This window comes from Shinella zoogloeoides, assembly GCF_003574625.1.
Classification (GTDB): Bacteria; Pseudomonadota; Alphaproteobacteria; order Rhizobiales; family Rhizobiaceae; genus Shinella; species Shinella zoogloeoides_A.
Genome location: NZ_QNUJ01000007.1, coordinates 268,670 through 293,363, shown reverse-complemented (window position 1 = coordinate 293,363; position 24,694 = coordinate 268,670). Strand labels below are relative to the sequence as shown.

The 24,694-nt window shown below is 65.8% G+C and carries 21 protein-coding genes and 1 tRNA gene; 8 read left to right on the top strand and 14 right to left on the bottom strand.

From position 1 onward, the window contains the following. Positions 1-4 precede the first annotated feature (4 nt). The 4 genes from pstA to phoR form a co-directional block, all read right to left on the bottom strand. Entirely contained in the window at positions 5-1,336 is a 1,332-nt protein-coding gene (pstA, locus tag DSD28_RS16245) for a phosphate ABC transporter permease PstA (protein ID WP_119257452.1), read from the bottom strand. Beyond that, on the bottom strand, positions 1,333-2,817 hold the full coding sequence (gene pstC, locus DSD28_RS16240) for a phosphate ABC transporter permease subunit PstC (protein ID WP_119257451.1): 1,485 nt from the start codon (positions 2,815-2,817) through the stop codon (positions 1,333-1,335). The genes pstA and pstC overlap by 4 nt, the downstream gene beginning before the upstream one ends. Before the next feature lie 153 nt (positions 2,818-2,970). Then, entirely contained in the window at positions 2,971-4,005 is a 1,035-nt protein-coding gene (locus tag DSD28_RS16235) for a substrate-binding domain-containing protein (RefSeq protein ID WP_119257450.1), read from the bottom strand. Positions 4,006-4,194: 189 nt separating this feature from the next. Then, positions 4,195-5,484, bottom strand: coding sequence for a phosphate regulon sensor histidine kinase PhoR (gene phoR / locus DSD28_RS16230; RefSeq protein ID WP_119257449.1), 1,290 nt, complete (start codon positions 5,482-5,484; stop codon positions 4,195-4,197). Positions 5,485-5,628: 144 nt separating this feature from the next. On the opposite strand from phoR, the gene ppk2 reads away from it, so the two are divergent. Continuing rightward, positions 5,629-6,510, top strand: a complete 882-nt coding sequence (gene ppk2, locus DSD28_RS16225; protein WP_119257507.1) for a polyphosphate kinase 2 — start codon at positions 5,629-5,631, stop codon at positions 6,508-6,510. Positions 6,511-6,534: 24 nt separating this feature from the next. Here ppk2 and DSD28_RS16220 read toward each other — a convergent pair whose 3' ends face one another. Continuing rightward, positions 6,535-7,674, bottom strand: coding sequence for a biotin transporter BioY (locus DSD28_RS16220; protein WP_119257448.1), 1,140 nt, complete (start codon positions 7,672-7,674; stop codon positions 6,535-6,537). A 1,066-nt stretch (positions 7,675-8,740) separates the two neighbouring features. Here DSD28_RS16220 and DSD28_RS16210 point away from each other — a divergent pair. The 3 genes from DSD28_RS16210 (at position 8,741) to DSD28_RS16200 (ending at position 10,504) form a co-directional block, all read left to right on the top strand. Beyond that, on the top strand, positions 8,741-9,700 hold the full coding sequence (locus tag DSD28_RS16210; protein ID WP_119257446.1) for an NAD(P)H-dependent flavin oxidoreductase: 960 nt from the start codon (positions 8,741-8,743) through the stop codon (positions 9,698-9,700). A 125-nt stretch (positions 9,701-9,825) separates the two neighbouring features. Beyond that, positions 9,826-9,901, top strand: a tRNA-Thr gene (locus tag DSD28_RS16205). A 66-nt stretch (positions 9,902-9,967) separates the two neighbouring features. Then, positions 9,968-10,504 carry an NADPH-dependent FMN reductase gene (locus DSD28_RS16200; protein WP_119257445.1) on the top strand — a complete coding sequence of 179 codons (537 nt, stop codon included), beginning with the start codon at positions 9,968-9,970 and terminating at the stop codon, positions 10,502-10,504. A gap of 11 nt (positions 10,505-10,515) precedes the next feature. Here DSD28_RS16200 and DSD28_RS16195 read toward each other — a convergent pair whose 3' ends face one another. Beyond that, the gene (locus DSD28_RS16195) at positions 10,516-11,634 is read right to left on the bottom strand and encodes an AI-2E family transporter (RefSeq protein WP_413251160.1); all 1,119 of its coding nucleotides are present in this window, start codon (positions 11,632-11,634) and stop codon (positions 10,516-10,518) included. Between the two features lie 368 nt (positions 11,635-12,002). Between DSD28_RS16195 and DSD28_RS16190 the strand changes: the two genes are divergently transcribed. Both DSD28_RS16190 and pgi read left to right on the top strand, forming a co-directional pair. Beyond that, complete coding sequence (locus DSD28_RS16190) at positions 12,003-13,703, top strand: long-chain fatty acid--CoA ligase (RefSeq protein ID WP_162911421.1); 1,701 nt, start codon at positions 12,003-12,005, stop codon at positions 13,701-13,703. Positions 13,704-13,819: 116 nt separating this feature from the next. Beyond that, positions 13,820-15,445 (top strand): glucose-6-phosphate isomerase, encoded by a 1,626-nt coding sequence (gene pgi, locus DSD28_RS16185; RefSeq protein ID WP_119257443.1) that lies wholly within the window; start codon positions 13,820-13,822, stop codon positions 15,443-15,445. Positions 15,446-15,497: 52 nt separating this feature from the next. Here pgi and DSD28_RS16180 read toward each other — a convergent pair whose 3' ends face one another. The 3 genes from DSD28_RS16180 to DSD28_RS16170 are packed head-to-tail and all read right to left on the bottom strand — an operon-like array spanning position 15,498 to position 17,935. Further along, on the bottom strand, positions 15,498-16,583 hold the full coding sequence (locus DSD28_RS16180; protein ID WP_119257442.1) for a glycosyltransferase family 4 protein: 1,086 nt from the start codon (positions 16,581-16,583) through the stop codon (positions 15,498-15,500). Positions 16,584-16,643: 60 nt separating this feature from the next. Next, entirely contained in the window at positions 16,644-16,994 is a 351-nt protein-coding gene (locus DSD28_RS16175) for a hypothetical protein (RefSeq protein ID WP_119257441.1), read from the bottom strand. Next, the gene (locus DSD28_RS16170; protein WP_119257440.1) at positions 16,994-17,935 is read right to left on the bottom strand and encodes a nucleoside hydrolase; all 942 of its coding nucleotides are present in this window, start codon (positions 17,933-17,935) and stop codon (positions 16,994-16,996) included. Before DSD28_RS16170 ends, DSD28_RS16175 begins: the two co-directional genes overlap by 1 nt. A 173-nt stretch (positions 17,936-18,108) precedes the next feature. On the opposite strand from DSD28_RS16170, the gene DSD28_RS16165 reads away from it, so the two are divergent. Both DSD28_RS16165 and DSD28_RS16160 read left to right on the top strand, forming a co-directional pair. Beyond that, positions 18,109-18,540, top strand: a complete 432-nt coding sequence (locus tag DSD28_RS16165; protein WP_119257439.1) for an Hsp20 family protein — start codon at positions 18,109-18,111, stop codon at positions 18,538-18,540. 131 nt (positions 18,541-18,671) lie between these two features. After that, positions 18,672-18,932: a DUF1150 family protein gene (locus DSD28_RS16160; RefSeq protein WP_119257505.1), complete on the top strand. Its 261-nt coding sequence runs from the start codon at positions 18,672-18,674 to the stop codon at positions 18,930-18,932. 27 nt (positions 18,933-18,959) lie between these two features. Here DSD28_RS16160 and trmB read toward each other — a convergent pair whose 3' ends face one another. The 5 genes from trmB to DSD28_RS16130 form a co-directional block, all read right to left on the bottom strand. After that, positions 18,960-19,661, bottom strand: coding sequence for a tRNA (guanosine(46)-N7)-methyltransferase TrmB (trmB, locus tag DSD28_RS16155; RefSeq protein WP_119257438.1), 702 nt, complete (start codon positions 19,659-19,661; stop codon positions 18,960-18,962). Positions 19,662-19,668: 7 nt separating this feature from the next. After that, positions 19,669-20,907, bottom strand: coding sequence for a methionine adenosyltransferase (gene metK, locus DSD28_RS16150; protein WP_119257437.1), 1,239 nt, complete (start codon positions 20,905-20,907; stop codon positions 19,669-19,671). Positions 20,908-21,098: 191 nt separating this feature from the next. Next, entirely contained in the window at positions 21,099-21,518 is a 420-nt protein-coding gene (locus DSD28_RS16145) for a helix-turn-helix domain-containing protein (RefSeq protein WP_119257436.1), read from the bottom strand. Positions 21,519-21,664: 146 nt separating this feature from the next. Next, a complete protein-coding gene (lnt, locus tag DSD28_RS16140) occupies positions 21,665-23,248 on the bottom strand; it encodes an apolipoprotein N-acyltransferase (protein WP_119257435.1) in 1,584 nt (527 codons plus the stop codon). A gap of 294 nt (positions 23,249-23,542) precedes the next feature. Then, a complete protein-coding gene (locus tag DSD28_RS16130; RefSeq protein WP_119257434.1) occupies positions 23,543-24,694 on the bottom strand; it encodes a hemolysin family protein in 1,152 nt (383 codons plus the stop codon).

The following is a 24,694-nucleotide window of genomic DNA, read 5'->3' as shown; positions in this document are numbered from 1 at the left end:
CCTTCTACCAGCGCCGTTCGAAGCGGCGGCGCAGCAGGATGGCGCCGACGTTCATGAGGATGAGGAAGATGAGGAGCACGATGATGGCTCCCGACGTGCGCTCCACGAAGGCGCGCTCGGCCTCGTTCGCCCACATGTAGATCTGCACCGGAAGCGCCGTCGACGGATCGAGGGGCGTTGCCGGGACGTCGGCGACGAAGGCGACCATGCCGATGAGGAGAAGCGGCGCGGTCTCGCCCAGCGCGTGGGCAAGGCCGATAATCGTGCCCGTCAGGATGCCGGGCATGGCGAGCGGCAGGACGTGGTGGAACACGGTCTGCATCTTCGAGGCGCCGAGGCCCAGCGCCGCCGAGCGGATCGACGGGGGCACGGCCTTCAGCGCCGCGCGGGTCGCGATGATGATCGTCGGCAGCGTCATCAGCGTCAGCACCAGGCCACCGACGAGGGCCGCCGAGCGCGGGAAGCCCGCGAAGTTGACGAAGACGGCAAGGCCGAGCAGACCGTAGACGATGGACGGCACGGCCGCGAGGTTGTTGATGTTCACCTCGATGAGGTCCGTGAAGCGGTTCTTCGGCGCGAACTCTTCCAGATAGATCGAGGCGGCGACGCCGATGGGCAGCGACAGCACGAGCACGATCAGCATCATGTAGAGCGAGCCGACGAGTGCGACGCCGACGCCGGCGGCTTCCGGACGGCTCGATGCGCCGTTGACGAAGAGGCCGGTGTTGAAGTGCTTGGAGAGCGCGCCGCTTTCGGCAAGCGTGTTCATCCAGCCGACCTGCTTGTCGGAGACCTTGCGGTTGTTTTCCGGCACGGAGAGGTCGATCTGGCCCTTGAAGGCCGAGTCGAGATCGCCGTGGGCGAGGAAGGTCACGGTCTGCGTCGTGCCGATGATGGAAGGATCGGCGGTGACGAGGTTGCGGAACTGGACGCGGACGCTGTCCGAGATCATGCCGTTGACGGCCTTCAGGCCGGCGCGGTCGTCCTCGCTGACGCCGAGGACCTTGGCGAGCGCATTGCGGGCGACGACCGGGTAATTGGCCGAGACCAGCTTCTGCGGGTTCGTGGCGCGCTCGTTGTTCTTGTCGATGATCTGCTCGGAGAACTCGACCGGGATCGTGATCATCGACTGCTGGAACGCCGTGTAGCCTTTGGAGACCACCGAGAACAGCAGGAGGAAGAGGAAGAGCAGGCCGAAACCGATGGCGGCCATGCCGAAGAGGCGGAAGCGGCGTTCGGCGGCATAGCGGCGGCGAAGGCCGATATCGCGGCGTTCGGGCGCGGCGGAGACGCCGATGGCGGGGCTCGTGGAGGACATGGGGGAGACCTGGCTCATTCGTACTGCTCCCGGTATTTGCGCACGATGTAAAGGGCGTAGATGTTGAGGCAAAGCGTGATGACGAAGAGCGTGATGCCGAGCGCGAAGGCCACCAGCGTCTGCGGCGAGGTGAATTCGAGGTCGCCCGTCAGCTGGTTGACGATCTTGACCGTCACGGTCGTCATCGGCTCGAAGGGATTGATCTGCATGCGGGCGGCGACGCCCGCGGCGAGCACCACGATCATGGTCTCGCCGATGGCGCGCGAGGCCGTCATCAGCAGCGCGCCGACGATGCCCGGCAGGGCCGCCGGCAGGATGACGCGCTTGATCGTTTCGGAGCGCGTGGCGCCGAGGCCGAGCGAACCGTCACGCAGCGCCCGCGGTACGGCGGTGATGATGTCGTCCGACAGCGAGGAGACGTAGGGGATCAGCATGATGCCCATGACGAAGCCGGCGGTCAGGACGCTCTGCGCCTGGATGAAGTTCGAGTAATTGCCCGTGACGAGGCCGTTGAGCTGGGCGGAGATATCGCGCAGGAACGGGCCGACCGTGATGAGGGCGAAGAAGCCGTAGACGATGGTCGGGATGCCGGCGAGCACTTCGAGCAGGGGCTTTGCGACCGAGCGGACGGTGCGCGAGGCATATTCCGACATGTAGATGGCGGCGAAGAGGCCGACCGGCACTGCGACCAGCATGGCGACGAAGCCGATATAGAGCGTGCCGGCGAGCAGCGGAAGCAGGCCGAACTGGCCGGAAGAGGCCGTCGCGCCCGCCGCGGCGAAGCGCGGATCCCAGACCGTGCCGAAGAAGAACTCCCAGGCCGGAACCATGTTGAAGAAGTGGGTGGCCTCCGTCAGCATCGAGGCGACGATGCCGATCGTCGTCAGGATGGCGATGGAGGAGGCGCCGATCAGGGCCGCCAGCATCACGCCCTCGACGCGATTGCGGGCGCGGAAACGCGGCGCGATGGCGCGGTAGGAGAGGAAGGCGCCGACAAGGGCCGAAAGCATGACGAGGGCCGACAGGATGGTGCTGCTGGTCGTGGTCATGCGGTTGAGGTCGTCGGCGGACTTCAGCATGTAGGGCGCGGGATCGGCCGCCAGCGGCACGCCCTTGCCGGCGAGCACCGTGCGGGCGGTCGCGGCGTCGGCGAACACCGCCTGGCGCTCTTCCACCGAAAGCAGCCTGAAGCCGCGGGCGATGGCGCCGATCATGTTGTAGTTGAGGTTCTGCGTCGCCTGCGGCTCGGCCTTCACCTCGTCGGGGAAGCCGGCGCGGACGGTCGAGCCGATATAGATCGGGCTCGCGATGATCCAGACCAGCAGCACGATGACCGCCGGCAGCATGGACCAGATGGCGACGAAGGCGCCGTAGTAGCCCGGCCGCGAATGCAGGCTGGAGGACTTGCCGCCGGCAAGCGCATTGGCGCGCCAGCTGCCCGCCAGATAGCCCGCCACGCCGATCACGGCGACGATAAGCAATAGTATGGAAATACTCATTTCGGAAATTCCCCCGGCGAGATCATCCGCGCAGTCATTCTGTGTGTCGCAAGGTTCGACAGGCGCCCCATTCCCGGTCGAAGACCATGACTGGGCGTCGCCGCCCGGAAGAGAGCGGCGGGCGCGGTCTTGAGACCGCGCCCGCTAAAGTCATTACATGATCTTGCCGTCGGCGAAGGCCTTGCGAACGGTGTCGCGCTCGGCATCGGGAGCCGGGACGAGGCCGTATTCAGCCAGCGGGGAGTCCGGGCCGATCATGTCGTCGTTCGTGAAGAACTCGACATATTCCTTCAGGCCCGGGATGACGCCGAGATGCGCCTTCTTGACGTAGAAGAACAGCGGGCGGGAAACCGGGTATTCGCCGGAAGCGATCGTCTCGGTCGAGGGAACGATGCCGCTGACGGTCGCGACCTTCAGCTTGTCGGCGTTGTTTTCGTAGAAGGACAGGCCGAAGACGCCGATGCCGGACTTGTTGGCGGAGATGCGGGCGAGCGTTTCGGTGTAGTCGCCGTCGATGTCGACAGCCAGGCCATCCTTGCGAACGGCGATGCACTTGGCGTGCTGCTCGTCCTTGTCGGCAACGGCGGCCTTGATCACTTCGGCAGCGCCGGTGGCTTCGCAGCCGGCAGCCAGCATCTTCTCGTCGAAGACTTCACGCGTGCCGTGCTTTTCGCCCGGGATGTAAGCGGCGATCTCGACGTCCGGCAGGTCCTTGTTGACTTCCGACCACTTCTTGTAGGGGTTGGCGACGAGCTTGCCGTCGACGACGACTTCGGCGGCGAGCGCCAGGTAGACGTCCTTCGGCTCGAGCTTCAGGTCGGCATTGCCGCTGTCGGTGGCGAAGACGATGCCGTCATAGCCGATCTTGACTTCCTGGATCTCGGTGACGCCGGCAGCCTTGCAGGCCTCGACTTCGCTGCCCTTCATCGGGCGCGACGCATTGGCGATGTCGATGGTGTCCGGGCCGACGCCCTTGCAGAATTCCTTGAGGCCGCCGCCGGTGCCGCCGGATTCGACGATCGGCGTCTTGAAGTCCGGATAGGTTTCGCCGAACGATTCGGCGACGATCTTGGCGTAAGGAAGAACGGTGGACGAGCCGGCGATCTGGATCTGGTCGCGCGCAACGGCAACGCCGGCGAAGGCTGCGGAGGCAACGAGCGCCGCGACAGTGAGCTTAAGAGATTTCATCTGGGTTCTCCCGAAGAGGACGTGTGTTGGAAGCGCGCGGTTCGCGCTCTCTGCCGTTGACCGGCGGCCCTTCTCTAAACCCCGATCGCCATCCCTTTTATGTCACTTTGACGAAACATTTGTGACAAGCTAAATATCTGAAAATACTAGAATATTTCCGACAAAAAGACGAACGCGCCGTCCTTTGTGTCAGAATTTGACGGTAAAGACCGTTCCCTTGCCCACCTCGGACTTCACCACGAGGCGCGCCTTGTGGCGGGTGAGGATGTGCTTGACGATGGCAAGCCCGAGGCCCGTGCCCTTCTTGGAACGGCTCGCCTCCACATTGACCCGGTAGAAACGCTCGGTGATGCGCGGCACATGCTCGGGCGGGATGCCGGGGCCGTAGTCGGTGACGGAAAGCTCGGCGGGCGCGCCCTCCCCGCCCGACAGCGCCACGTCCACCCGCTTGCCTTCCTGGCCGTATTTGCAGGCATTTTCGAGAAGGTTCTCGAAGACCTCGACCAACTCGTCGCGGTCGCCGGCAACGGTCACGGGATGCGCCGGCAGGTCGAGCGCGATCTCGACGCCGAGGTCGCTCGCGAGCGGCTGCAGGCTGTCGCGGACATGGCCGAGCAGCGGCACGAGGTCCACCGTCTGGTCGGGCGCGAGGTTCGAGCGCAGTTCCAGGCGGGAAAGCGAGAGCAGGTCGTCGACGAGGCGGCTCATGCGCGTCGCCTGCTCGTGCATGATGGTAAGGAAGCGCTCATGCGCCTTGAGGTCGTTCCTCGCCGGGCCCTGCAGCGTCTCGATGAAGCCGCGCAGCGAAGCGAGCGGCGTGCGCAGCTCGTGGCTGGCATTGGCGATGAAGTCGGAGCGCATGCGGTCGATACGGCGAGCCTGCGAGACGTCGCGGAAGGTCAGCAGCCAGAGCGGCTCGGTGGTGGGGCCGGCAAGCGGGGCGACGCGCACGACATAGACCGTTTCGGAGGGAAGACGCTCGGCATGCTCGGTCTCGCGCGGCTGGCCGGAGCCGATAGCATCGCGCACCATATCGAGGATGCTGGGTGCGCGGATGCGGCCGGCAAGGTCGCTGCCCTGCGGAATCTGCCCGAAGATCGCCTCGGCGGCACGGTTCTGCAGCTTCACGGTCTCGCGGGCGGAAAGGAGAAGCGCCGGCGCGTCGAGCGCGCCGAGGACGGCCGAGATGGGGGTGAGATCTTCCGCCGGCGGGGCCACCTCCACGACCGGCGCGGCCGGCGCAACCGCCATCGTGCGACGGCCTGCCTCGACGGCGCGGCGCTCCATCCGCAGCAATCCGGCGATGACGAGGAGCAGCACCGCGAAGGACACCCAGCCGAGATGCAGGCCTGCAAGCCACATCATGAAGCCGACGAAGACGGCGGAGGCAATGAGAACGCGTTCGCCCCACAGTTGCGTCGCCAGCCATCCGAGGCCCGTGCGCTGATCCGTCACGACCACCCATTCCCTTGCAAGCATCGTAGCCTCCACGCCTCCATGATTCTCCATGGATAGCGCGGCTTCATGACATGTTTTTCACGGCCGGCTTGAATTCGCAATGCGGTTGTGGCCACCTTCGCCGAAGCGGCCACCTGCCGCGAACCGACATTCAAGGAGCAGACGATGGCGGAAAAGGCCGAAAGCCGGGCCGTGGAACTCGACATCCACGACAAGAAGCGCGTGTTCGATATCGACGATCCCGTCCTGCCCGGCTGGATCGACGACAAGGCCTTCGGCTCGGGGGACTATCCCTATGACAAGAAGCTCGACAACAAGGAATACGAGCGGCTGCTGAAGCTCCTGCAGATCGAACTGGTCAAGGTGCAGTTCTGGCAGCAGAAGACCGGCAAGCGCATCATGGCCGTCTTCGAGGGGCGGGACGCGGCCGGCAAGGGCGGCGTCATCCACGCCACCACCTCCTACATGAACCCGCGCTCGGCGCGCGTCGTGGCGCTGACCAAGCCGACCGGCACCGAGCAGGGCCAGTGGTACTATCAGCGCTATGTCGCGACCTTCCCGACGACCGGCGAATTCGTGCTCTTCGACCGCTCCTGGTACAACCGGGCAGGCGTCGAGCCGGTCATGGGCTTCTGCACGCCCGAGCAGTACGAGAAATTCCTCAAGGAGACGCCGCGCTTCGAGAAGATGATCGTCTCGGAGGGCATCCATCTCTTCAAGTTCTGGCTGGATATCGGCCGCGAGATGCAGCTCAAGCGCTTCCACGACCGCCGGCACGACCCGCTGAAGATCTGGAAGCTGTCGCCGATGGACATCGCCGCGCTCAACAAATGGGGCGACTATTCGGAAAAGCGCGACCGCATGCTGAAGGAAACGCACACGGACAACGCGCCCTGGACCGTGATCCGCGCCAACGACAAGCGCCGTGCGCGCATCAACCTCATCCGCCACATCCTGAAATCGCTCGACTATGACGGCAAGGACAAGCAGGCGATCGGCGAGATCGACGACAGGATCGTCGGCTCCGGCCCGGGCTTCCTCAAGTAGCCTGGCGCCCACGCCGGAACTGCTCTATTCGCCCGGCTGGATGCGCACGCCGAAGAGGTTGACGCCGGCACTGCCGCCGGAAATGTCGCTGTTCAGCAGGATATGGCCCGGCTCGCTCGGCGAGAGCGAGCGGTCGAACTCCACCTGGAACAGGATGTCGGTGCGCTCAGAGACGGTGAAGCGGTGGCGGCCGCAATTGCCCATGCTGGCGAAATCGCATTCGACGGCGACCTGCACCGGCTTGTCGCCGACCGCCTGCACGGTGAGCGCGACCGTGGAGGCCTTGCCGCTCATTTCGCCGAGCACGTCCGGAGAGACCTCGATGCGCACCGCGCCGTCGCGGTCCGGATTGGTGGAGGTGACGCGCACGGCCGGCCCCTCGCTGGTGCTGACCGATTCGAAGCGGCCCGCGGGGCCGGCGGAAATCTTTGCCGTATCGGCCGGCGTGAAGACCTTGCGCCAGTCGGAGGAGAAGTGGTTCTGCGTGTCGAGCGCCTTCTTGAGCGGATCTTCGCTCGAAAAATCCTCGCCCGAGACGCGGGCCGGCGGCCGGGAGCCGTCCGCGCCGCTGCGAAGGTCATCGAGAAGCCCGCTCGTCTGGACCCACCAGGCGAGCGCGCCGAGGGCGGCGACCAGCGTGGCGAGGACGAGCAGGAAGGAAAACAGCCGGCCGCGCCGCTTGCGGGCCTTGGCCACCCGCTCGGGGCGGAAATCCGGGGCCTTTGCCGTCTTGGCGGGCGTCGTCGCCGCGCCGCCGGCAGCAAAGCCGTCCTGGCGGTCGGGGCGGATGGCGCCGATATCGGCGGCGCCGGCAGCGGGCTTTTCCGCCTCCAGGCGCGGCTCGGCGTCGAGTTTCGGCTCAGGCCGCACGTCGCGCTCGGCGCGCAGCACCGGCTCCAGCCGCGCATCGACCGCCGGCTCGACGCGGACATTGCGCGCGGCGGCGGAGGCGATCTCGGCGCGCTCCTCGGCCTCGATCTGGTGAATGGCGGCTTCCAGCCGGTGGCGCTGCGCGGCGACGGTTCCCGGATCGTTGACCTCCTGCTTGCGCAGGCCCGCCTCGAGCGCGTTGCGCGCCGACTGGTAGATGCGCGCGCGCACCTCGGCATTGCCGCGCTCCGAGCGCGCCAGCGCGTTCCTGATTGCCGTTTCCAGTCCGCTCACATCCGACCCTTCTGCGGGAGCCGCGCGACGGCGCGGTACGATCCATCTGTGGAAAGAGCCCTACTTTCCGGCTTTTGTTAGTTTTTGCGTAACGTTTGACGGAAATTTTCGCAAGCCTTGCCGCCGAAACTGCCCGTTCTTCTGCGGGGATAAGCCGGGGCGAATCATGTCGATCCGGCCTTGGTGGCACCGCTGCCCGCATCCGATGGCCGGATGTCCCGCTTGCCATGCATCGGCGCCGCCCGAGCGCGGCACTTCCTGCTCGCTGCCCGTTGCCAAGTGCACCCGGATGGCCGCTGCCCAATGGCCTCACCAGCGGCCCGAGATGTAGAACGTCCAATCGCCTGCAGCTCTGCGGCATGCGCCCGATGGCCAAGCAACCCAATGACCATGCTCGCCCGATACATGGCATGCGCGACCTCCGCCTGCCTGAACCGTTGCCGCCCACGCCCGATGCCTCGCCATCTCATAGCTAAGTTTCGACCAACGCCCGGAATGTAGCAACTCCACTCGACCGCCTCTGCGATGTGCGCCCGGTGGCCCAGCGCCCCGCCAGCCATGCCCGCTCGACACTTGGGGCGCATTAACGCCTCTCGCCTACGCCGTTGCCACTTGCGCCGATGCCTCGCCAGCCAAGCTCGCCTGCTTCCCCGGAATGCCGTATCTCCCCTCGCCTGCGCCGTTGTCGCGCGCAGCCACCAAGCCGCCCTGACGGTCATCTTCGTCCGATGCTCGAAGCGCGGTATTGCCCCTCGCTCGCACCACCTCCGCCTGCACCCGACGGGCCGACGCCCCGACAGCCGTGCTCGCCCAATGTCTGAAGCATAACGCCGCCCTCACTTTCGCCGCCACCATCTGCGGCGCGGCGCCCGACGCCCCCATCCCGATGGCCGTACTCCCCGATGCCCAGAGCGGGCCAACGTGCAGCGCCACTCGCAGGAAAGGCGCGTCTTGCCGTTCCGTCACGATGACCACGCCGTGATGCACCGACACCCCTTTTCAGAGACAATTCCCGCTGGTATGGTTTTGACGTTTTCGTAAACGTCAAAATGTCAGGACTTCCGCCATGGCCCTGCCCGCGATCCTCAAGGACAAGCTGCGCCTGCCCGTCGTCGGCGCGCCGCTCTTCATCGTCTCGCATCCCGCGCTGACCCTTGCACAATGCAAGGCGGGTGTCATCGGCGCTTTCCCGGCGCTGAACGCCCGCCCGGAATCGCAGCTCGACGAATGGCTGGCGGAGATCACCGAGGGCCTTGCCGCGCACGATGCAAAGCATCCCGACCGCCCCGCCGCCCCCTTCGCCGTCAACCAGATCGTCCACCGTTCCAACAGGCGGCTGGAGCACGACCTGGCGATGTGCGTGAAATACAAGGTGCCGGTCGTGATCTCCTCGCTCGGCGCCGTGCCGGAGGTGAATGCGGCGATCCATTCCTATGGCGGCATCGTGCTGCACGACGTCATCAACAACCGCCATGCCAATTCGGCGATCCGCAAGGGCGCGGACGGGCTGATCGCGGTGGCGGCCGGCGCGGGCGGCCATGCCGGCACGCTTTCCCCCTTCGCCCTCGTCCAGGAAATCCGCGAATGGTTCGACGGCCCGCTCCTGCTTTCCGGTGCGATCGCGACGGGCGGAGCGATCCTGGCCGCCGAGGCGATGGGCGCGGACATGGCCTATATCGGTTCGCCCTTCATCGCCACCACCGAGGCGCGGGCGAGCGACGCCTACAAGCAGACGATCGTCGACAGCAATGCTGCCGACATCGTCTATTCCAACTATTTCACGGGCATCCACGGCAACTACCTGAAGCCTTCCATCGCGGCCGCCGGCATGGACCCCGACCACCTGCCGGAAGCCGACCCCTCGAAGATGGATTTCGACAAGGCCACGACCGGCGCCAAGGCCTGGAAGGACATCTGGGGCTGCGGCCAGGGCATCGGCGCCGTCAAGGCCATCGAGCCGGTCGAAGCGCTCGTCGCCCGCCTTGCCCGCGAATACGCCGCCGCCAGGGCCCGCATCGCGGCCTGACCCCGTCATTTCGCTGCGCCGCGCGGGAAAAATGCGGAAGTTGAAACTCCCCGCTTGAAATCTCCGTCCAATGCGGTTATCAGCGCACCCATTCCGGTCCCGACACGCTTCGGGACCGCTGAAGGGCCGCTTTAGCTCAGTCGGTAGAGCACATCATTCGTAATGATGGGGTCAGGTGTTCGAGTCACCTAAGCGGCACCATTTCTCCTAACATGTTTCGATCCCTTCGCATCTTGACCCGCCCGCGGGACTCGGACACGTTTGGCCATGCGATTCTTGGCGATTTCGGGAAGTGCCCGGCGGGCATCCACCAATACGGCGATGCTGCGCGGGCTGCAGGCTGCGGCGGGGGCGGCGCATGTCGTTGCGGTCTATGATCGTATCGGAGAGCTGCCGGTCTTTTCGCCCGATCTGGAGGCGGCGCCGTTGCCGGCAGCGGTTGCCGGACTTGCTGCAGCCGTGGCGGCGGCGGATGGAGTGATCATCGCCAGCCCCGAATATGTGCGCGCCATTCCCGGCGGCATGAAGAATGCGATCGACTGGCTGATGTCCCGCGAAGAGCTGATCGCCAAGCCAATTGTACTTGCCCATGCCTCCCATCGCGGCGACGACATGCTCGGGCAGTTGCGCACCGTGCTCGCGACGGTCAGCGGGCGGTTCAGCGCGGATATTTTCCTGCGCTTTTCCCTGATGGCGCTTTCACCGGACGATATCGGCGAGCGGCTGCGCGCCGCGGATGCCGTCGAGACGATGCGTGCCTATCTTGCGGATTTCGCCCGGTTCTGCGGCGAGGGAGACGGCTAAGCGGCCGGGCTTCAGCCGACGTTGCGTTCCTTGTCGGGCAAGGGGGGCGGCTCGGCGTGGGGGTCGAGCAGGATCGTCGAGGCGGGCTCGGTCGCTTCGACCTCGCGGATCCATTCGCGCCAGATGGCGACCAGCAGGGCCATCAGGACCGGGCCGATGAAGAGACCGAGGAAGCCCATGGTCTTCACGCCGCCGATGAGGCCGAAGAAGGTGGGCAGGAACGGCAGCTTGATCGGGCCGCCGACGAGGCGCGGGCGCAGCGTCTTGTCGACGATGAAGAGCTCCACCGAGCCCCAGGCGAAGAGCGCGAGGCCCGCCACGGGCGAGCCGCTGGAAACGAGATAGACCGAGACCAGCGTGAAGGAGAGCGGCGCGCCGCCCGGGAACAGCGCCATGACGCCCGTCAGCACGCCGAGCGTGACGGCCGAGGGCACGCCGGCGATCCAGTAGGCGACGCCGAGGACGATGCCCTCGCCGATGGCGATCAGCGTCATGCCGGTGACGGTCGAGCTGATCGTCGCGGGCACGATGCGCGAGATGCGCTCCCAGCGCATCGGCAGGATGCGCTCGCCGAGCCGGTCGACCTGGCCGGCGAAGGCCTGGCCGTCGCGGTAGATGAAGAACAGCGCGATCAGCATGAAGAGCATGGCGAGCAGCAGGTTGAACGCCTTGCCGCCGGCCGCGAGCGCCACGCGGTAGATATTGCCGATATTGGCGCCGCTGACGATCTGCGTCAGTTCGCCGATCGCGCCCGGATGATCGAGGAAGCGCGCCCATTGCATATCGAGCCAGCCGCCGACCACGGGCAGCGCGCCGATCCATTCCGGCGTCGGCGCGCCGGTGCGGTTCGTCTCGACGGCCCAGCCGATCCAGTCGCGGATCTCGTGCAGGGCATAGGTCGAGGCGATCACGATCGGCCCGACGATGAAGGCGAGGATGAGGAGGATGGCGATGGAGGCGGCGAGCGTGCGGTTGCCCTTCACCTGCGCCAGCAGGCGCGAATAGAGCGGCCAGCTCGCGAAGGCGATGACCAGCGCGGCCAGCACCGGCACGACGAAGCCGTGGAAGAAATAGATGCCGGCGAAGACGATGAGGACGAGAAGCCACCGCGCCGCCGAGATCGGGGAGATGAGCGCAGCGCCGCCCTGGCGCGCCGCGCCGAGAAACCGGGGCTCACTTCTGCGATGTTCCGAATGCAACAAACTCGTCCACTCCATGGCTCCGGCGTCCGCGCCGGACCACCAAGATAAGGTGTAGCGGAAGAATGTTAAACATATACGTGGTTTTTTCGGTGGCGGCGCGCGGAGACGCCGCAGGCGGCGGCCCGAAGGGGTAGTCGAAGGCGACGATGCAGATCGTTGACGTTTACGTCAATGTAAGATAGCAGTATACCTTGATGGCGCCCGCCAAAAGCATCATCTTGTCGGCATCGGACGGTTGGAGGACCTTTCGCTGCGGCGGGACGGACGATGCCCGCGCCCAACGAGGAGGAGCACATATGTCGGTCTCACAGATGCACCCGTCCACCGCGCCGTCCGGCCGTTTCTGGCTCTCCTCCTATCCGGACGGCATGGCGGGAGAGATCGCCCCGCTCACCCACGATTCCATCGGCGCGCTGGTGGAAAGCTGCTGCGCGCGCTTTGCCGACCGCCCGGCCTTCACCAGCATGGGCAGGACGCTGACCTTCCGCGACTTCGATGCCGCCTCCCGGATGGTCGTCGCCTGGCTGCAGGCGCGGGGACTGGAAAAGGGCGACCGCGTCGCCGTCATGATGCCGAACATCCTGCAGAACCCGGTGATCATCTTCGGCATCCTGCGTGCCGGGCTCGTCGTGGTGAACGTCAACCCGCTCTATACGCCGCGCGAGCTGGAGCATCAGCTCAAGGATGCCGGCGCCAAGGCGCTGTTCGTGCTGGAGAATTTCGCGAGTACCGTGGCGCAGGTCGTCGCGCGCACGGACGTGCGCCACGTTGTGGTCGCGACGATGGGCGACATGCTCGGCCTCAAGGGCCTCATCGTCAATCTCGTCGTGCGCAAGGTGAAGAAGCTCGTGCCGGAATGGTCGCTGCCGGGGCATGTGCCGTTCAGGCAGGTCATGACGGAGGGCGCGCGCGGCGCGGTGAAGCCGGTCGCGATCGCGCCGGGCGACATGGCCTTCCTGCAATATACCGGCGGCACGACGGGCGTTTCCAAGGGCGCCATCCTCACCCATGCGAACCTGCTCTCCAACATGGAGCAGATCAAGCTGTGGATCGAGCCGACCTTCACGATCAAGAAGCGGCCGGAGCAGCTCACCTTCATCTGCGCGCTGCCGCTCTACCATATCTTCGCGCTGACGGTGAACGGGCTGATGGGCATCGCGCTCGGCGGCCATAACGTGCTGATCGCCAATCCGCGCGACATCCCCGCCTTCGTCAAGGAACTGGCGAAGGTTCGCACCCATATCTTCCCGGGCCTCAACACGCTGTTCAACGCGCTGATGAACAATCCGGATTTCTCCAGACTCGATTTCTCCGAGCTCGTCCTGACGCTCGGCGGCGGCATGGCGGTGCAGCGGCCGGTCGCAGAGCGCTGGCAAAAGATGACGGGCTGCGCGATCACCGAGGGCTACGGCCTTTCCGAAACCTCGCCGGTGGCGACGGCCAACCGCTTCGACCGGCCGGAATTCACCGGCACGATCGGCCTGCCGCTGCCCTCCACCGAGATCGAGATCCGCGACGACGACGGCCGCACGCTGGCGCTCGGCGAGGTCGGCGAGATCTGCATCCGCGGCCCGCAGGTCATGGCCGGCTACTGGCAGCGCCCGGACGAGACGGCCAAGGTGATGACGCCCGACGGCTTCTTCCGCTCCGGCGATATCGGCTTCATGACGGCGGAGGGCTATACCAAGATCGTCGACCGCAAGAAGGACATGATCCTCGTCTCCGGCTTCAACGTCTTCCCCAACGAGGTGGAGGAAGTGGCAATGTCGCATCCCGGCATCCTCGAATGCGCGGCCATCGGCGTGCCGGACGAGCATTCCGGCGAGGCGGTGAAGCTCTTTGTCGTAAAGAAGGACCCGGCGCTGACGGAAGCCGACGTGAAGGCCCATTGCGCGGCGAACCTCACCAATTACAAGCGGCCGAAATTCGTCGAATTCCGCACCGAGCTGCCAAAGTCCAATGTCGGCAAGATTCTCCGCAAGGACCTGCGCGGCTAACGGGCGGCCGCGGTTAAACCGATTTAATTTTTTCGGGCAAGCGGCCTTTCCGGTCTTGATTTGACCATATCAAAGCGACTAGCTAGCGGCATCGTCCAAAGCCAGGGAAGACGCCGATGAACGCGCTTGTCGAAAAGCTGAAATCCATCGTCCGCGATACCAATGCCACAGACATCCGGGCCGCCTTCGCGGCCGATCCGCAGCGGTTCTCCCGCTACAGCACCACGCTCGGCGACTTTCTCTTCGACTATTCCAAATGCGCGGTGAACGACACGGTGCTCGACGCGCTGGAGGCGCTGGCGAAGGATGCCGGCGTCGAGAAGAAGCGCGACGCCATGTTCGCCGGTGAGATCATCAACATCACGGAAGAGCGCGCGGTGCTGCACACGGCGCTGCGCAACCGCTCCAACACGCCCGTCCTCGTCGAGGGCAAGGACGTCATGCCGGATGTCAATGCCGTGCTCGACGCCATGGGCGCCTTCGCCGAGGCCATCCGCTCGGGCGCGCTCAAGGGCGCGACGGGCAGGAAGATCACCGATGTCGTCAATATCGGCATCGGCGGCTCGGACTTGGGCCCGGTCATGGCGACGCTGGCGCTCGCGCCCTACCATGACGGCCCGCGCCTGCACTTCGTCTCCAATATCGACGGCGCGCATATCGCCGATACGCTGAAGCTGCTCACGGCCGAGACGACGCTCTTCATCGTCGCCTCCAAGACCTTCACCACCATCGAGACGATGACCAATGCCGCGACGGCGCGCAGGTTCATCGCCGACAAGCTGGGCGAGGCCGCCGTCGGCCACCATTTCTGCGCCGTCTCCACGGCGCTCGACAAGGTCGCGGCCTTCGGCATCGACGAAGCGCGCGTCTTCGGCTTCTGGGACTGGGTCGGCGGGCGCTATTCGATCTGGTCGGCCATCGGCCTGCCGCTGATGATCGCCATCGGGAAGGAGGACTTCGCGCAGTTCCTCGCCGGCGGCCATGCCATCGACAATCACTTCCGCGAGGCGCCGATCCGTCAGAACATCCCGATGCTGCTCGGCCTCATCGGCTTCTATCATCGCAACGTGCTGAACTATCCCTCGCGCGCCATCCTGCCCTATGACCAGCGCCTGTCGCGCTTCCCGGCCTATCTGCAGCAGCTCGACATGGAATCGAACGGCAAGTCGGTGACGGTGGATTCGACGCCGGTCGAATGCAAGACCGGCCCGGTCGTCTGGGGCGAGCCCGGCACCAACGGCCAGCACGCCTTCTACCAGCTCATCCACCAGGGCACCTCGATCATCCCGACCGAGTTCATGATCGCGGCCAACGGCCATGAGAAGAACCTGCGCCACCAGCACCAGCTCCTCATCGCCAATTGCCTGGCGCAGTCGGAAGCCCTGATGAAGGGCCGCTCGCTCGCCGAAGCCAAGGCACAGCTCACCTCGAAGGGCATGGACGAGGCAAAGGCAGACCGGATCGCACCGCACCGCGTCTTCTCGGGTAACCGCCCGTCGATCACCATGGTCTATGACAGCCTGACGCCCTTCGCGCTCGGCCGGCTGATCGCGCTCTACGAGCACCGCGTCTTCGTCGAAGGCGCGCTCTTCAACATCAATTCCTTCGACCAGTGGGGCGTGGAGCTCGGCAAGGAGCTGGCGACGGGCCTGCTGCCGGTCGTGGAAGGCAAGGAGAGCGCTGCAGGGCACGATTCCTCGACGGCGGGCCTTGTCGCGGCGCTGCTGAAGGCTGCGAACTAGACTAGTTCCGCATTTCCGAACGCAAAACCGCTTCGCACTTTTGCTGGAAATGCTACCGCAGGCTCAAACGGCGTGCCGCGAAAGCACCGCGCGGCACGCGGGCGAGGTTCCCGAGGAATTCGCGGGCGCAGGCGCGCCAGCTATACGTGGCCGCACGGGCAAGCGCGACCTCCTTCGGGATATCGAGCGCGGCAAGGGCCGCCTCCCGCAGGTCCTCCGACAAGGCCCCCGCCTCACCCAGCACATCGCGCGGGGCAGTGACCGGGAAGGCGGCAACGGGAACGCCGCTCGCCAAAGCCTCCAGCATGACATTGCCGAACGTATCCGTGCGGCTCGGGAAGACGAAGACGTCGGCCGAGGCGTAGAGGGCGGCAAGGTCCTCGCCGGTCTTGCGGCCGAGGAAATGCACGTCGGGATAACGCTGGCGCAGCGCCGCAAGGTCCGGCCCGTCGCCGACGACGACCTTGCTGCCCGGCAAATCGAGGCCGAGGAAGGCGGGCAGGTTCTTCTCCACCGCCACGCGCCCGACATTGAGGAAGACCGGGCGCGGCAGGCCGAGGTCGCGGCGCCTTGCCGGGTCGAACAGCTTGGTATCCACCCCGCGCGACCAGCGCTTGATGCGCACGAAGCCCCGCGCCGCCATTTCCGCGCCGAGCGACCTGGTGGCCACCATCATGCCCGCGCCGGAATTGTGGAAGCGGCGCAGCCACCAGTAGCTCCAGCTTTCCGGTATGGGCAGGCGCGCGCTGATGAATTCGGGAAAGCGCGTGTGGTAGGCGGTGGTGAAGGGCAGCCGGCGCTGCAGGCAGGCGCGCCGCGCCGCCATGCCGAGCGGGCCCTCGGTCGCGATATGGATGTAATCCGGCGCGACGGCCTCGATCTCGGCCAGCACCTGGCGGCTCGAGGCGATGGCGAGCCGGATCTCCGGATAGGACGGCAGCGGGATGGTCGTGAATTTCTCAGGCGTCAGGAAGACGACGTCGACCCCCTCCTCCGCTGCCGAGCGGGCCAGCTCCTCCAGCGTGTGCACCACGCCGTTGAGCTGCGGCCGCCAGGCATCCGTCACGACGAGGACGGTGGGCGCCCGGTCATCGGACGCGACGGGGAAGGACGAATCTGGAGCGATGTCTTCGAGCATGGCCTCTTTGACCATGCCGCGATGACAGGCGAATGAACGTGCGCCGCGCCCGCGGGCCGGTTACTTGCGTTCCGTCGGCTGGGGCTGGAGGCGGCCGCGGGAGCGACCGGGCGCGGCATTGGCGAGGCGGCGGGCGGCCTCCTTCAGCTCCAGCTCGGTGAAGAGGCCCCGGTATTCGGGGCGCAGCATCAGCGCTTCCATGGAAAGCTCCGGCTTGCCGGCGTCGAGAAGACGTTCGAGGCCGGTCGCGCCGGGCGTGAAGACGAACTCCTTCGCCGCCGCCACGCCGCCGTTGGGCGTGACGCAGCGGCGCAGCAGGACCGGGCGGAAGCCGAGTTCGGCGAAGCGGTCGTAGAGGCCCGCCATCTCCTTGTGGAAGCGGGCCTCGGCCCCCGGAGCGGGGCCGCGCATCAAAGGCGTCCGACGCGCTCGGTGAGGAGCGCGAAGAAGCCGTCCGCATCGACATCCTTCATGACGCGCGCATTGTGCTTGCGGTCGGTCACCTGCCACCAGTCGACGACGGTCATGCCGACGGTGAGCGGCGAAGCCGTCTCGACCTCGACATTGCAGTCGCGCCCGCCGAAAAGCTCCGGCTTCAGCAGATAGGCGATGACGGTCGGATCGTGCAGCGGGCCGCCGTCGGAACCGTATTTCTCGATGTCGAAGCGCTCGAAGAATTCCAGCATCTGGACGAGGGCGAGCGCCGGGCGGTTGCCGATCGCGCGCAGCGTCTCGACGCGGCTCTTCAGCGTCAGCACCTTGTGGGTGACGTCGAGCGGCATCATGACGATCGGGATGCCGGACCTGAAGACGGCGGCGGCCGCCTCCGGGTCGACATAGATGTTGAATTCGGCGGCCGGCGTGATGTTGCCGCCCTCGAAGAAGCCGCCGCCCATCATGACCAGCTCGCGCACGCGGCCGGCGATCTCGGGCGCCTTTTCCAGCGCGAGCGCGATGTTCGTCAGCGGGCCGAGCGTGCAGAGCGTGACGGTGCCGACCGGCTCGCGCTTCAGCGTCTCGACGATGAAGTCGACGGCGTGCTGCGCTTCGAGCGGCATCTTCGGCTCGTGCAGCTCCGGGCCGTCGAGGCCGGTCTTGCCGTGGACATGCTCGGCCGTCACCAGCGGACGGGCGATCGGCCTGTCGGCGCCGGCGAAGACCCTGACGTCCGGCCGGGAGCAGAATTCCAGGATGATGCGGGCATTGGTGGAGGTGCGCGACAGCGACACGTTGCCGGCGACCGTGGTGATGCCGAGGATTTCCAGTTCCGGGCTGCCGAGCGCCAGCATGATGGCGGCGGCGTCGTCCTGGCCGGGATCGGTGTCGATGATGATTTTCCTTGGCTCGGACATGCCGCTTCATTCCTGTTTTCTGATTGCGCCGGACCGGCGGGGAAGCGGCGACTATATTTGCCGGGCCGCCTTTCGCAAGCGTCTTGCGCCGGCATCGCGCAATCACCATATTGCAGCCGTCGGGGCGCCGCAGCCGGGCCTCGCCAAAGTCGCTTGAAGCCAAGGACTGGACGATGACACGCATGACCCCTTTCACGAGCCCGCTGCTGCTGGGCTTCGACGCCATGGAAAAGACCCTCGAGCGCATCGCCAAGGGCAACGATGGCTATCCGCCGTACAATATCGAGCGGCTTCGGCCGGACGGCGAGACGGGCGCCCCGGAGCGCCTGCGCATCACGCTTGCCGTGGCCGGCTTCTCCGAGGAGGAGCTGGACGTGACGACGGAGGAAAACCAGCTCGTCATCCGCGGCCGGCAGACCGACCCCGGCGAAAGGGACTATCTTTACCGCGGCATCGCCGCCCGCCAGTTCCAGCGCACCTTCGTGCTTGCCGACGGCATGCATGTTTCGGGCGCCGAACTGAAGAACGGCTTGCTCTCGGTGGATCTCGTCCGGCCGGAGCCCGTACGTATGGTAAAGAAAATTAACATTTCCGTACCAGACTAGAACGTGAGCCGTTCCTGCGGGAACACCCGCCGGACCGTTTCGCGCATAACCTGATCGCCGAACGACCGATGGGCCATGGTGGCCATCAGCGTCCGGTGGCCGGCAAGTCCGGCATTGCCATGGAGGCAAAAATGGGCCTGAAAACCGTTACCCCCACAACCGTATCGAAGGCGGACCTTGCGCATCTGGGCGCCGGCGAAGTCGGCTACATCCGCAAGATGAAGGCCGAGGAAGTCTCCCGCGTCTTCCCGGAAGCGCCCGAAATCGACCCGAGCCTCGACCTGTGGGCGCTGTTCGGCGCGGACGGCACGCCGATCCTGCTCACCGACAACCGTTCCAGCACCTTCTACAAGGCCGCCGAGGACGATCTGCGCACGGTCAGCCTGCACTGACGATAATGCCCTGAAAAACGCTTTCCGTCAGAGACGGCGGAAGGTGAGATAGGCCGACTTGCGGCCCTCGCGCCTGGCCTTGGCCTCGTAGCGCGTGCCCGGCCAGCCGGCATAGGGCGTCAGCCAATCGGCCGCGTTTTCCGCGGTCCAGACGAAGGCGGGATGCGCCCCGCAATGCATCAGCGTCCAGTTGACATAAGTGTCGATGTCGGACGCGAAGCAGAAGATGCCGCCCGGCTTCAGCACGCGGGCGAAGCGATCCAGATTGACCTTCGACACGAAGCGCCTCTTCCAGTGCTTCCGCTTGGGCCAGGGATCGGGATAGAGCAGGTCGATCTGGTCGAGCGAGGCCGCCGGCAGCCAGTCCAGAAGCTCCGTCGCGTCGTCGTCGTAAAGGCGGATATTCCTCGCGCCCTTCTCCTCCACGCTGCCGATCAGCTTCGCCATGGAATTGACGAAGGGCTCGACGCCGATGAAGGCGGTGTCCGGGCTTTCCACCGCGCGATGGATCAGGTGCTCGCCGCCGCCGAAACCGATCTCGAGGCGGGTGCGGGCCGGCGTGAAATCATAGAGCGTTGCGAGATCCGCCGGAGCCGGGGCCGACAGGTCGACCTTCAGCACCGGTAGCAGCGTCTCGAGATGCTGCGCCTGCCGCTCGCGCAGCGGCTTTCCCTTGCGGCGACCGAAGAAGGCTTCGGTCGCGCGGCTGCGGCGCTCTGCATCGGTCATGTCGGCCTCAGTTCTTTATGGCGTCCTTGAGGGCCTTGACGAGGTCGAGGCGCTCCCAGGAGAACGAGCCGTCACGGCCGGCCTTGCGGCCGAAATGGCCATAGGCGGAGGTCTTGGCATAGATCGGCTTGTTGAGGTCGAGATGGCGGCGGATGCCCGACGGCGACAGGTCCATGACCTTGCGGATGGCCGCTTCCACCGCATCCTCGCTCACCTTGCCGGTGCCGTGCAGGTCGACATAGATCGACAGCGGCTGGGCAACGCCGATGGCGTAGGAGAGCTGGATCGTGCAGCGGTCGGCAAGGCCGGCGGCAACGACGTTCTTGGCGAGGTAGCGCGCGGCATAGGCGGCCGAACGGTCGACCTTGGTCGTGTCCTTGCCGGAGAAGGCGCCGCCGCCATGCGGGGCCGCGCCGCCATAGGTGTCGACGATGATCTTGCGGCCGGTGAGGCCGGCGTCACCGTCCGGGCCGCCGATGACGAACTTGCCCGTCGGGTTGATGTACCAGGAGCAATCGTCGGCGATCTTCAGGTCGGCCAGCGCCTCGCGGATATAGGGCTCGACGACCTGGCGCACCTTCTTGGAATCCCAGCTCGCATCGAGATGCTGCGTGGACAGCACGATGGAGGTGACGTCGGCCGGCTTGCCGTCGACATAGCGCACGGTCACCTGGCTCTTGGCGTCCGGGCCGAGCTTGCCGGCATCGCCCTCGCCCGTCTTGCGGGCGGCGGCGAGAAGCTGGAGGATGCGGTGCGAATAGTAGATCGGGGCCGGCATCAGTTCCGGGGTTTCGCGGCAGGCATAGCCGAACATGATGCCCTGGTCGCCCGCGCCCTCGTCGCCCTGCTTGTCGGCGGCGTTGTCGACGCCCTGGGCGATGTCGGCGGACTGGGAGTGCAGCAGCACGTCGATCTTCGCGGTCTTCCAGTTGAAGCCGTCCTGCTCGTAGCCGATATCGCGGATCGCCTTGCGGGCGGCGGACTTGAACTTGGACGGATTGATGACGTCGGCGCCGTTCTTGTCCTTCTTGAGAAGGCTCGGCGGCAGGCGGACCTCACCGGCGATGACGACGCGATTGGTCGTTGCAAGCGTCTCGCAGGCGATGCGGACCGACCAGGGATCGATCTTCGACTTCACGGCTTCACGGTAGACCAGATCGACGATTTCGTCGGAGATACGGTCGCACACCTTGTCCGGATGGCCTTCGGCGACGGACTCGCTGGTGAAGAGGTAACTGCTGCGCATGCGGGAATTCCCCTCAAAGAAATGGACTACGACCGTAGTTATTCAGTTCGCGCGGCAAAGACAAGGACATAAGTATATCTTTATGTCCCAAATTCCCGGGTGATTTGCCGCATCCGCCTCGCAGAAGCGGCCGGCAGGCATGAAAAACGGCCCCGCAGGGCCGTTCCTTCATGCGTTCCGGCAGGGACCGGTCACTCGACCTCGGCCTCGGCGGCCAGTGCCTTCACCAGATCGACCAGCTTGCGGCGCACCTTGGGATCGCCGATCTTCACGAAGGCGCGGTTGAGCTGCAGGCCTTCGGAGGAGGAGAGGAAGTCGACGACATAGTTGGAGCTGGAGGCTTCGGCGAAGCCGGCCTGGGCATCCGCCTGCTCGCCCGGGGCATCCTCGAAGAAGAAGGAGACCGGCACGTTGAGAATGCTCGAAATGTTCTGCAGGCGGCTGGCGCCGACGCGGTTCGTGCCCTTCTCGTATTTCTGAATCTGCTGGAAGGTGATGCCGAGGCTTTCGCCCAGCTTCTCCTGGCTCATGCCGAGCATGGTCCTGCGAAGCCGGATCCGGCTGCCGACATGTATATCGATCGGATTCGGCTTCTTCTTGTTTTCCATCATCACTTTCGTCCTAACGCGGAATGGCCCCTACCCACCGGCAGCCTTAACGAAAACTTAACGTCACGTTGTATGCGCAGACTCTGAAGGTCGCTACAATACAGGAGAACGGCCGGCGGCGTGCACTATGCTATTTTAGGGGTTTTGGGTCAATTCATCCGATTTCTAAAACCCATGCGAGAAATAAGCGCCGTCCCGAGGAGAATGGACAGGGCAATCAGAAACGCCCGGTTCTGCCGTGTTGCCCGTTCCGTCGGCGCGAATTTACCCGGAAGGGTTGCATCCACAAAACCGGGGACATCGTAGGCAAGGCCGGAAACGACCTGCCCCTTGGCATCCACCACGGCCGAAATGCCGTTGTTGGCAGCGCGAATCAGCGGCATGCCGCGCTCGACCGCGCGCAGTCGCGCCTGCAGGAAGTGCTGGTAGGGACCGGGCGTATTGCCGAACCAGGCGTCGTTGGTGACGTTCAGCAGCGCGGCGGCCGTCTTCCCCGCGCCGTTGATCTCGGAGGGGAAGATCGCCTCGTAGCAGACCAGCGGATAGAGCCCCTTGCCGCGGACCGTCAGGAGCTGGTGCTCGCGCGCGGCGGAAAAGCCGCCCGGCATGGCGACGGCGCTAACGCCGAAGCTCTCGAAGACCTCGGCGAAGGGCATGTATTCGCCGAAGGGCACGAGATGCACCTTGTCGGCCGCGCCGATGATCTGGCCCTTGCCGTCGATGGCGTAGATGGAATTGTAGTAGCGCGGCGCCTTGCCGGAGCCCGCACTTTCGGTGCGCACCGCGCCGGCGATCAGCACCTGGTCGTCGTCGAGAACGGCGGCGATGCGCACGAGGGCATCGGGATTGTCCGTCAGGATGAAGGGGATGGAGGTTTCCGGCCAGACGATGATGTCCGGCCGCTTGCCGCCGCCCTCGGGCTTTGCGGCGCTCAGCGCCAGATGCCGCTCGAATATCTCGGCCCTTGCTGTGTCGTCGAGCTTCATCGCCTGGTCGATCACCGGCTGAACGAGGCGGACGACGGTGCTGTCGTCGTCCGGCGCCGGCAGGAGGTTCAGCGCATAGTAGCCGTAGCCGACATGGGCGGCGAAGAGCAGCGCGGCGAGCGAAAGGCCGATCCCCCTGCCCCGCCGCGTGCCGAGAAGGGCGGGCGCGGCGAAGACGAAGACGGCGAGCGCGTTCATCGCGGCGATGCCGACGATGCCGGACGACTGCATGAGGAGCGGCACGGGCATGATACCGTAGCCGACGGCGTTCCAGGGAAAGCCGGTGAAGAGCGTGCCGCGCAGCCATTCCCCCACCCCGAAGGCGAAGGCGAGCGCGGCGATGCGGCCCATGCCGTCCGACCAGAGGAGCCGGGCGAGCGCGGCGGCGATGCCGTAATAGATGGCGAGGAAGGCCGGCAGGCCGAAGACGGCGAGCGGCAGCGCCCAGGCGAAAGCATCCGCCTCGACCAGCAGCGCATTGCCCAGCCACCAGAGCCCGCCGACGAAATAGCCGAAGCCGAAGAACCAACCGATGCGGAAGGCGGGCGCCAAGCGCCGGAGGAAGCCGGCTTCCGGGGCACCGCTCGCCCCGTCGAGCAGCCAGGTGAGCAGGGTGAAGGACACGAAGAGCGCCGCGAAGAAGCCGAAGGGCGGCAGCGCCAGCACGCCGGCGACCCCCGCAAGAAATGCCGTCAGCGCCCGTCTCGTCCCAGACAGGAGCATGACCTTGCCCGCCAGCCGCTCCATGCCGTCCCCTTCACATGTCCCCGAATCAGCCGCGCCAGTGTTCCAAAAAAGCAGCGTCTTGTCCTGTGTCATGAGGGGGGATGTCGGGATGGCGCTTTCTGGAGGGTAGTGGGGATGCTTTGCCCCTCATCCGGCCTGCCGGCCACCTTCTCCCCGCAAGCGGGGCGAAGGAGATATGCCGCGCCGTTTTCCCCAATCAGCAACCATTCGTGGGGCACGTCCCCTCTCCCCGCTTGCGGGGAGAGGGTTAGGGTGAGGGGCAAAGCAATGCCCTGTTCCGTAAAGAAGGGAGCCTTACTCCGCCCCGGCCTCGTCGCTGCGCTGCTCGGCCGGGTTGGCGCGGTCGGCGGGAAGGCTCTCGCCGGGCCGGCGCTCGCGGCGGCGGACGGAGCCGGCGCGCTTGCGGGTGACGCGCACGCGCTTGACGCGACGTGGATCGGCGTCGAGGACGTGGAATTCGAAGCCGGGCACGGCCTGCACGACCTCGCCGCGCACCGGGATACGGCCGAGCGAGGCAAAGATCAGGCCGCCGAGCGTATCGGCATCTTCAAGCTGTTCGCGGATATCGAAATCGGAGCCGATGGCTTCGGCCAGTTCCTCAAGCTCGACGCGGGCATCGGCGATGAAGACGTCGTCGCTGACGCGCTGGATCATCGCCTCGTCGTCGTCGTGCTCATCCTCGATGTCGCCGACAACCATCTCGACGATGTCTTCCAGCGAAGCGAGGCCGTCCGTGCCGCCATATTCGTCGATGACGAGGGCCATCTGGGTGCGGTCAGCCTGCATGCGCGCCATGAGGTCGGCGGCCAGCATCGACGGCGGAACGAAGAGGACCTGACGGATGATGCCGGCTTCGGCAACGGTCTTGGAAAGATCGACGCGGCCGAGGTCGAATTCTGCCTTTGGCGTTCGTGCCGGCTTTTCGCCGGTAGCGGCTGCGGCGCTGCCGTTCTTCGCGCCCGTGCGGCGCTTGTTGCGGGCCTGCTTGGTGACATAGGCGAGCAGGTCGCGGATGTGGACCATGCCGCGCGGATCGTCGAGGCTCTCGTTATAGACCGGCATGCGCGAGCGGCCGGAATCCTCGAAGATCACCATCAGTTCGGCAATGGTGATGTCCTGGTCGACGGCCTCGATATCGGCGCGCGGGACCATGACATCCTCGACGCGCACCTCGCGGAAGCGGAGAATATTGTGCAGCATCGCCCGTTCCTCGGGCAGGAAGGCCGGCTCGCCGCCGGTGTCTTCCGTCATCAGGGCCTCTGCGAGGTCCTTGCGCAGCGTGGAGGCGCCCGTCATGCGCCAAAGCCGTGTCGCACGGGACCAGAAGGATGACCGGCCCCCGCTTTCCTGCTTCGGCGCGCTGCTACTACTGCCCGCCTCGTCCTGACTTGAGGCGTCCGCCTCGTTCTTTTCCGCCGCTGCCGGCTGATTTCTAAAGTCGCTCAT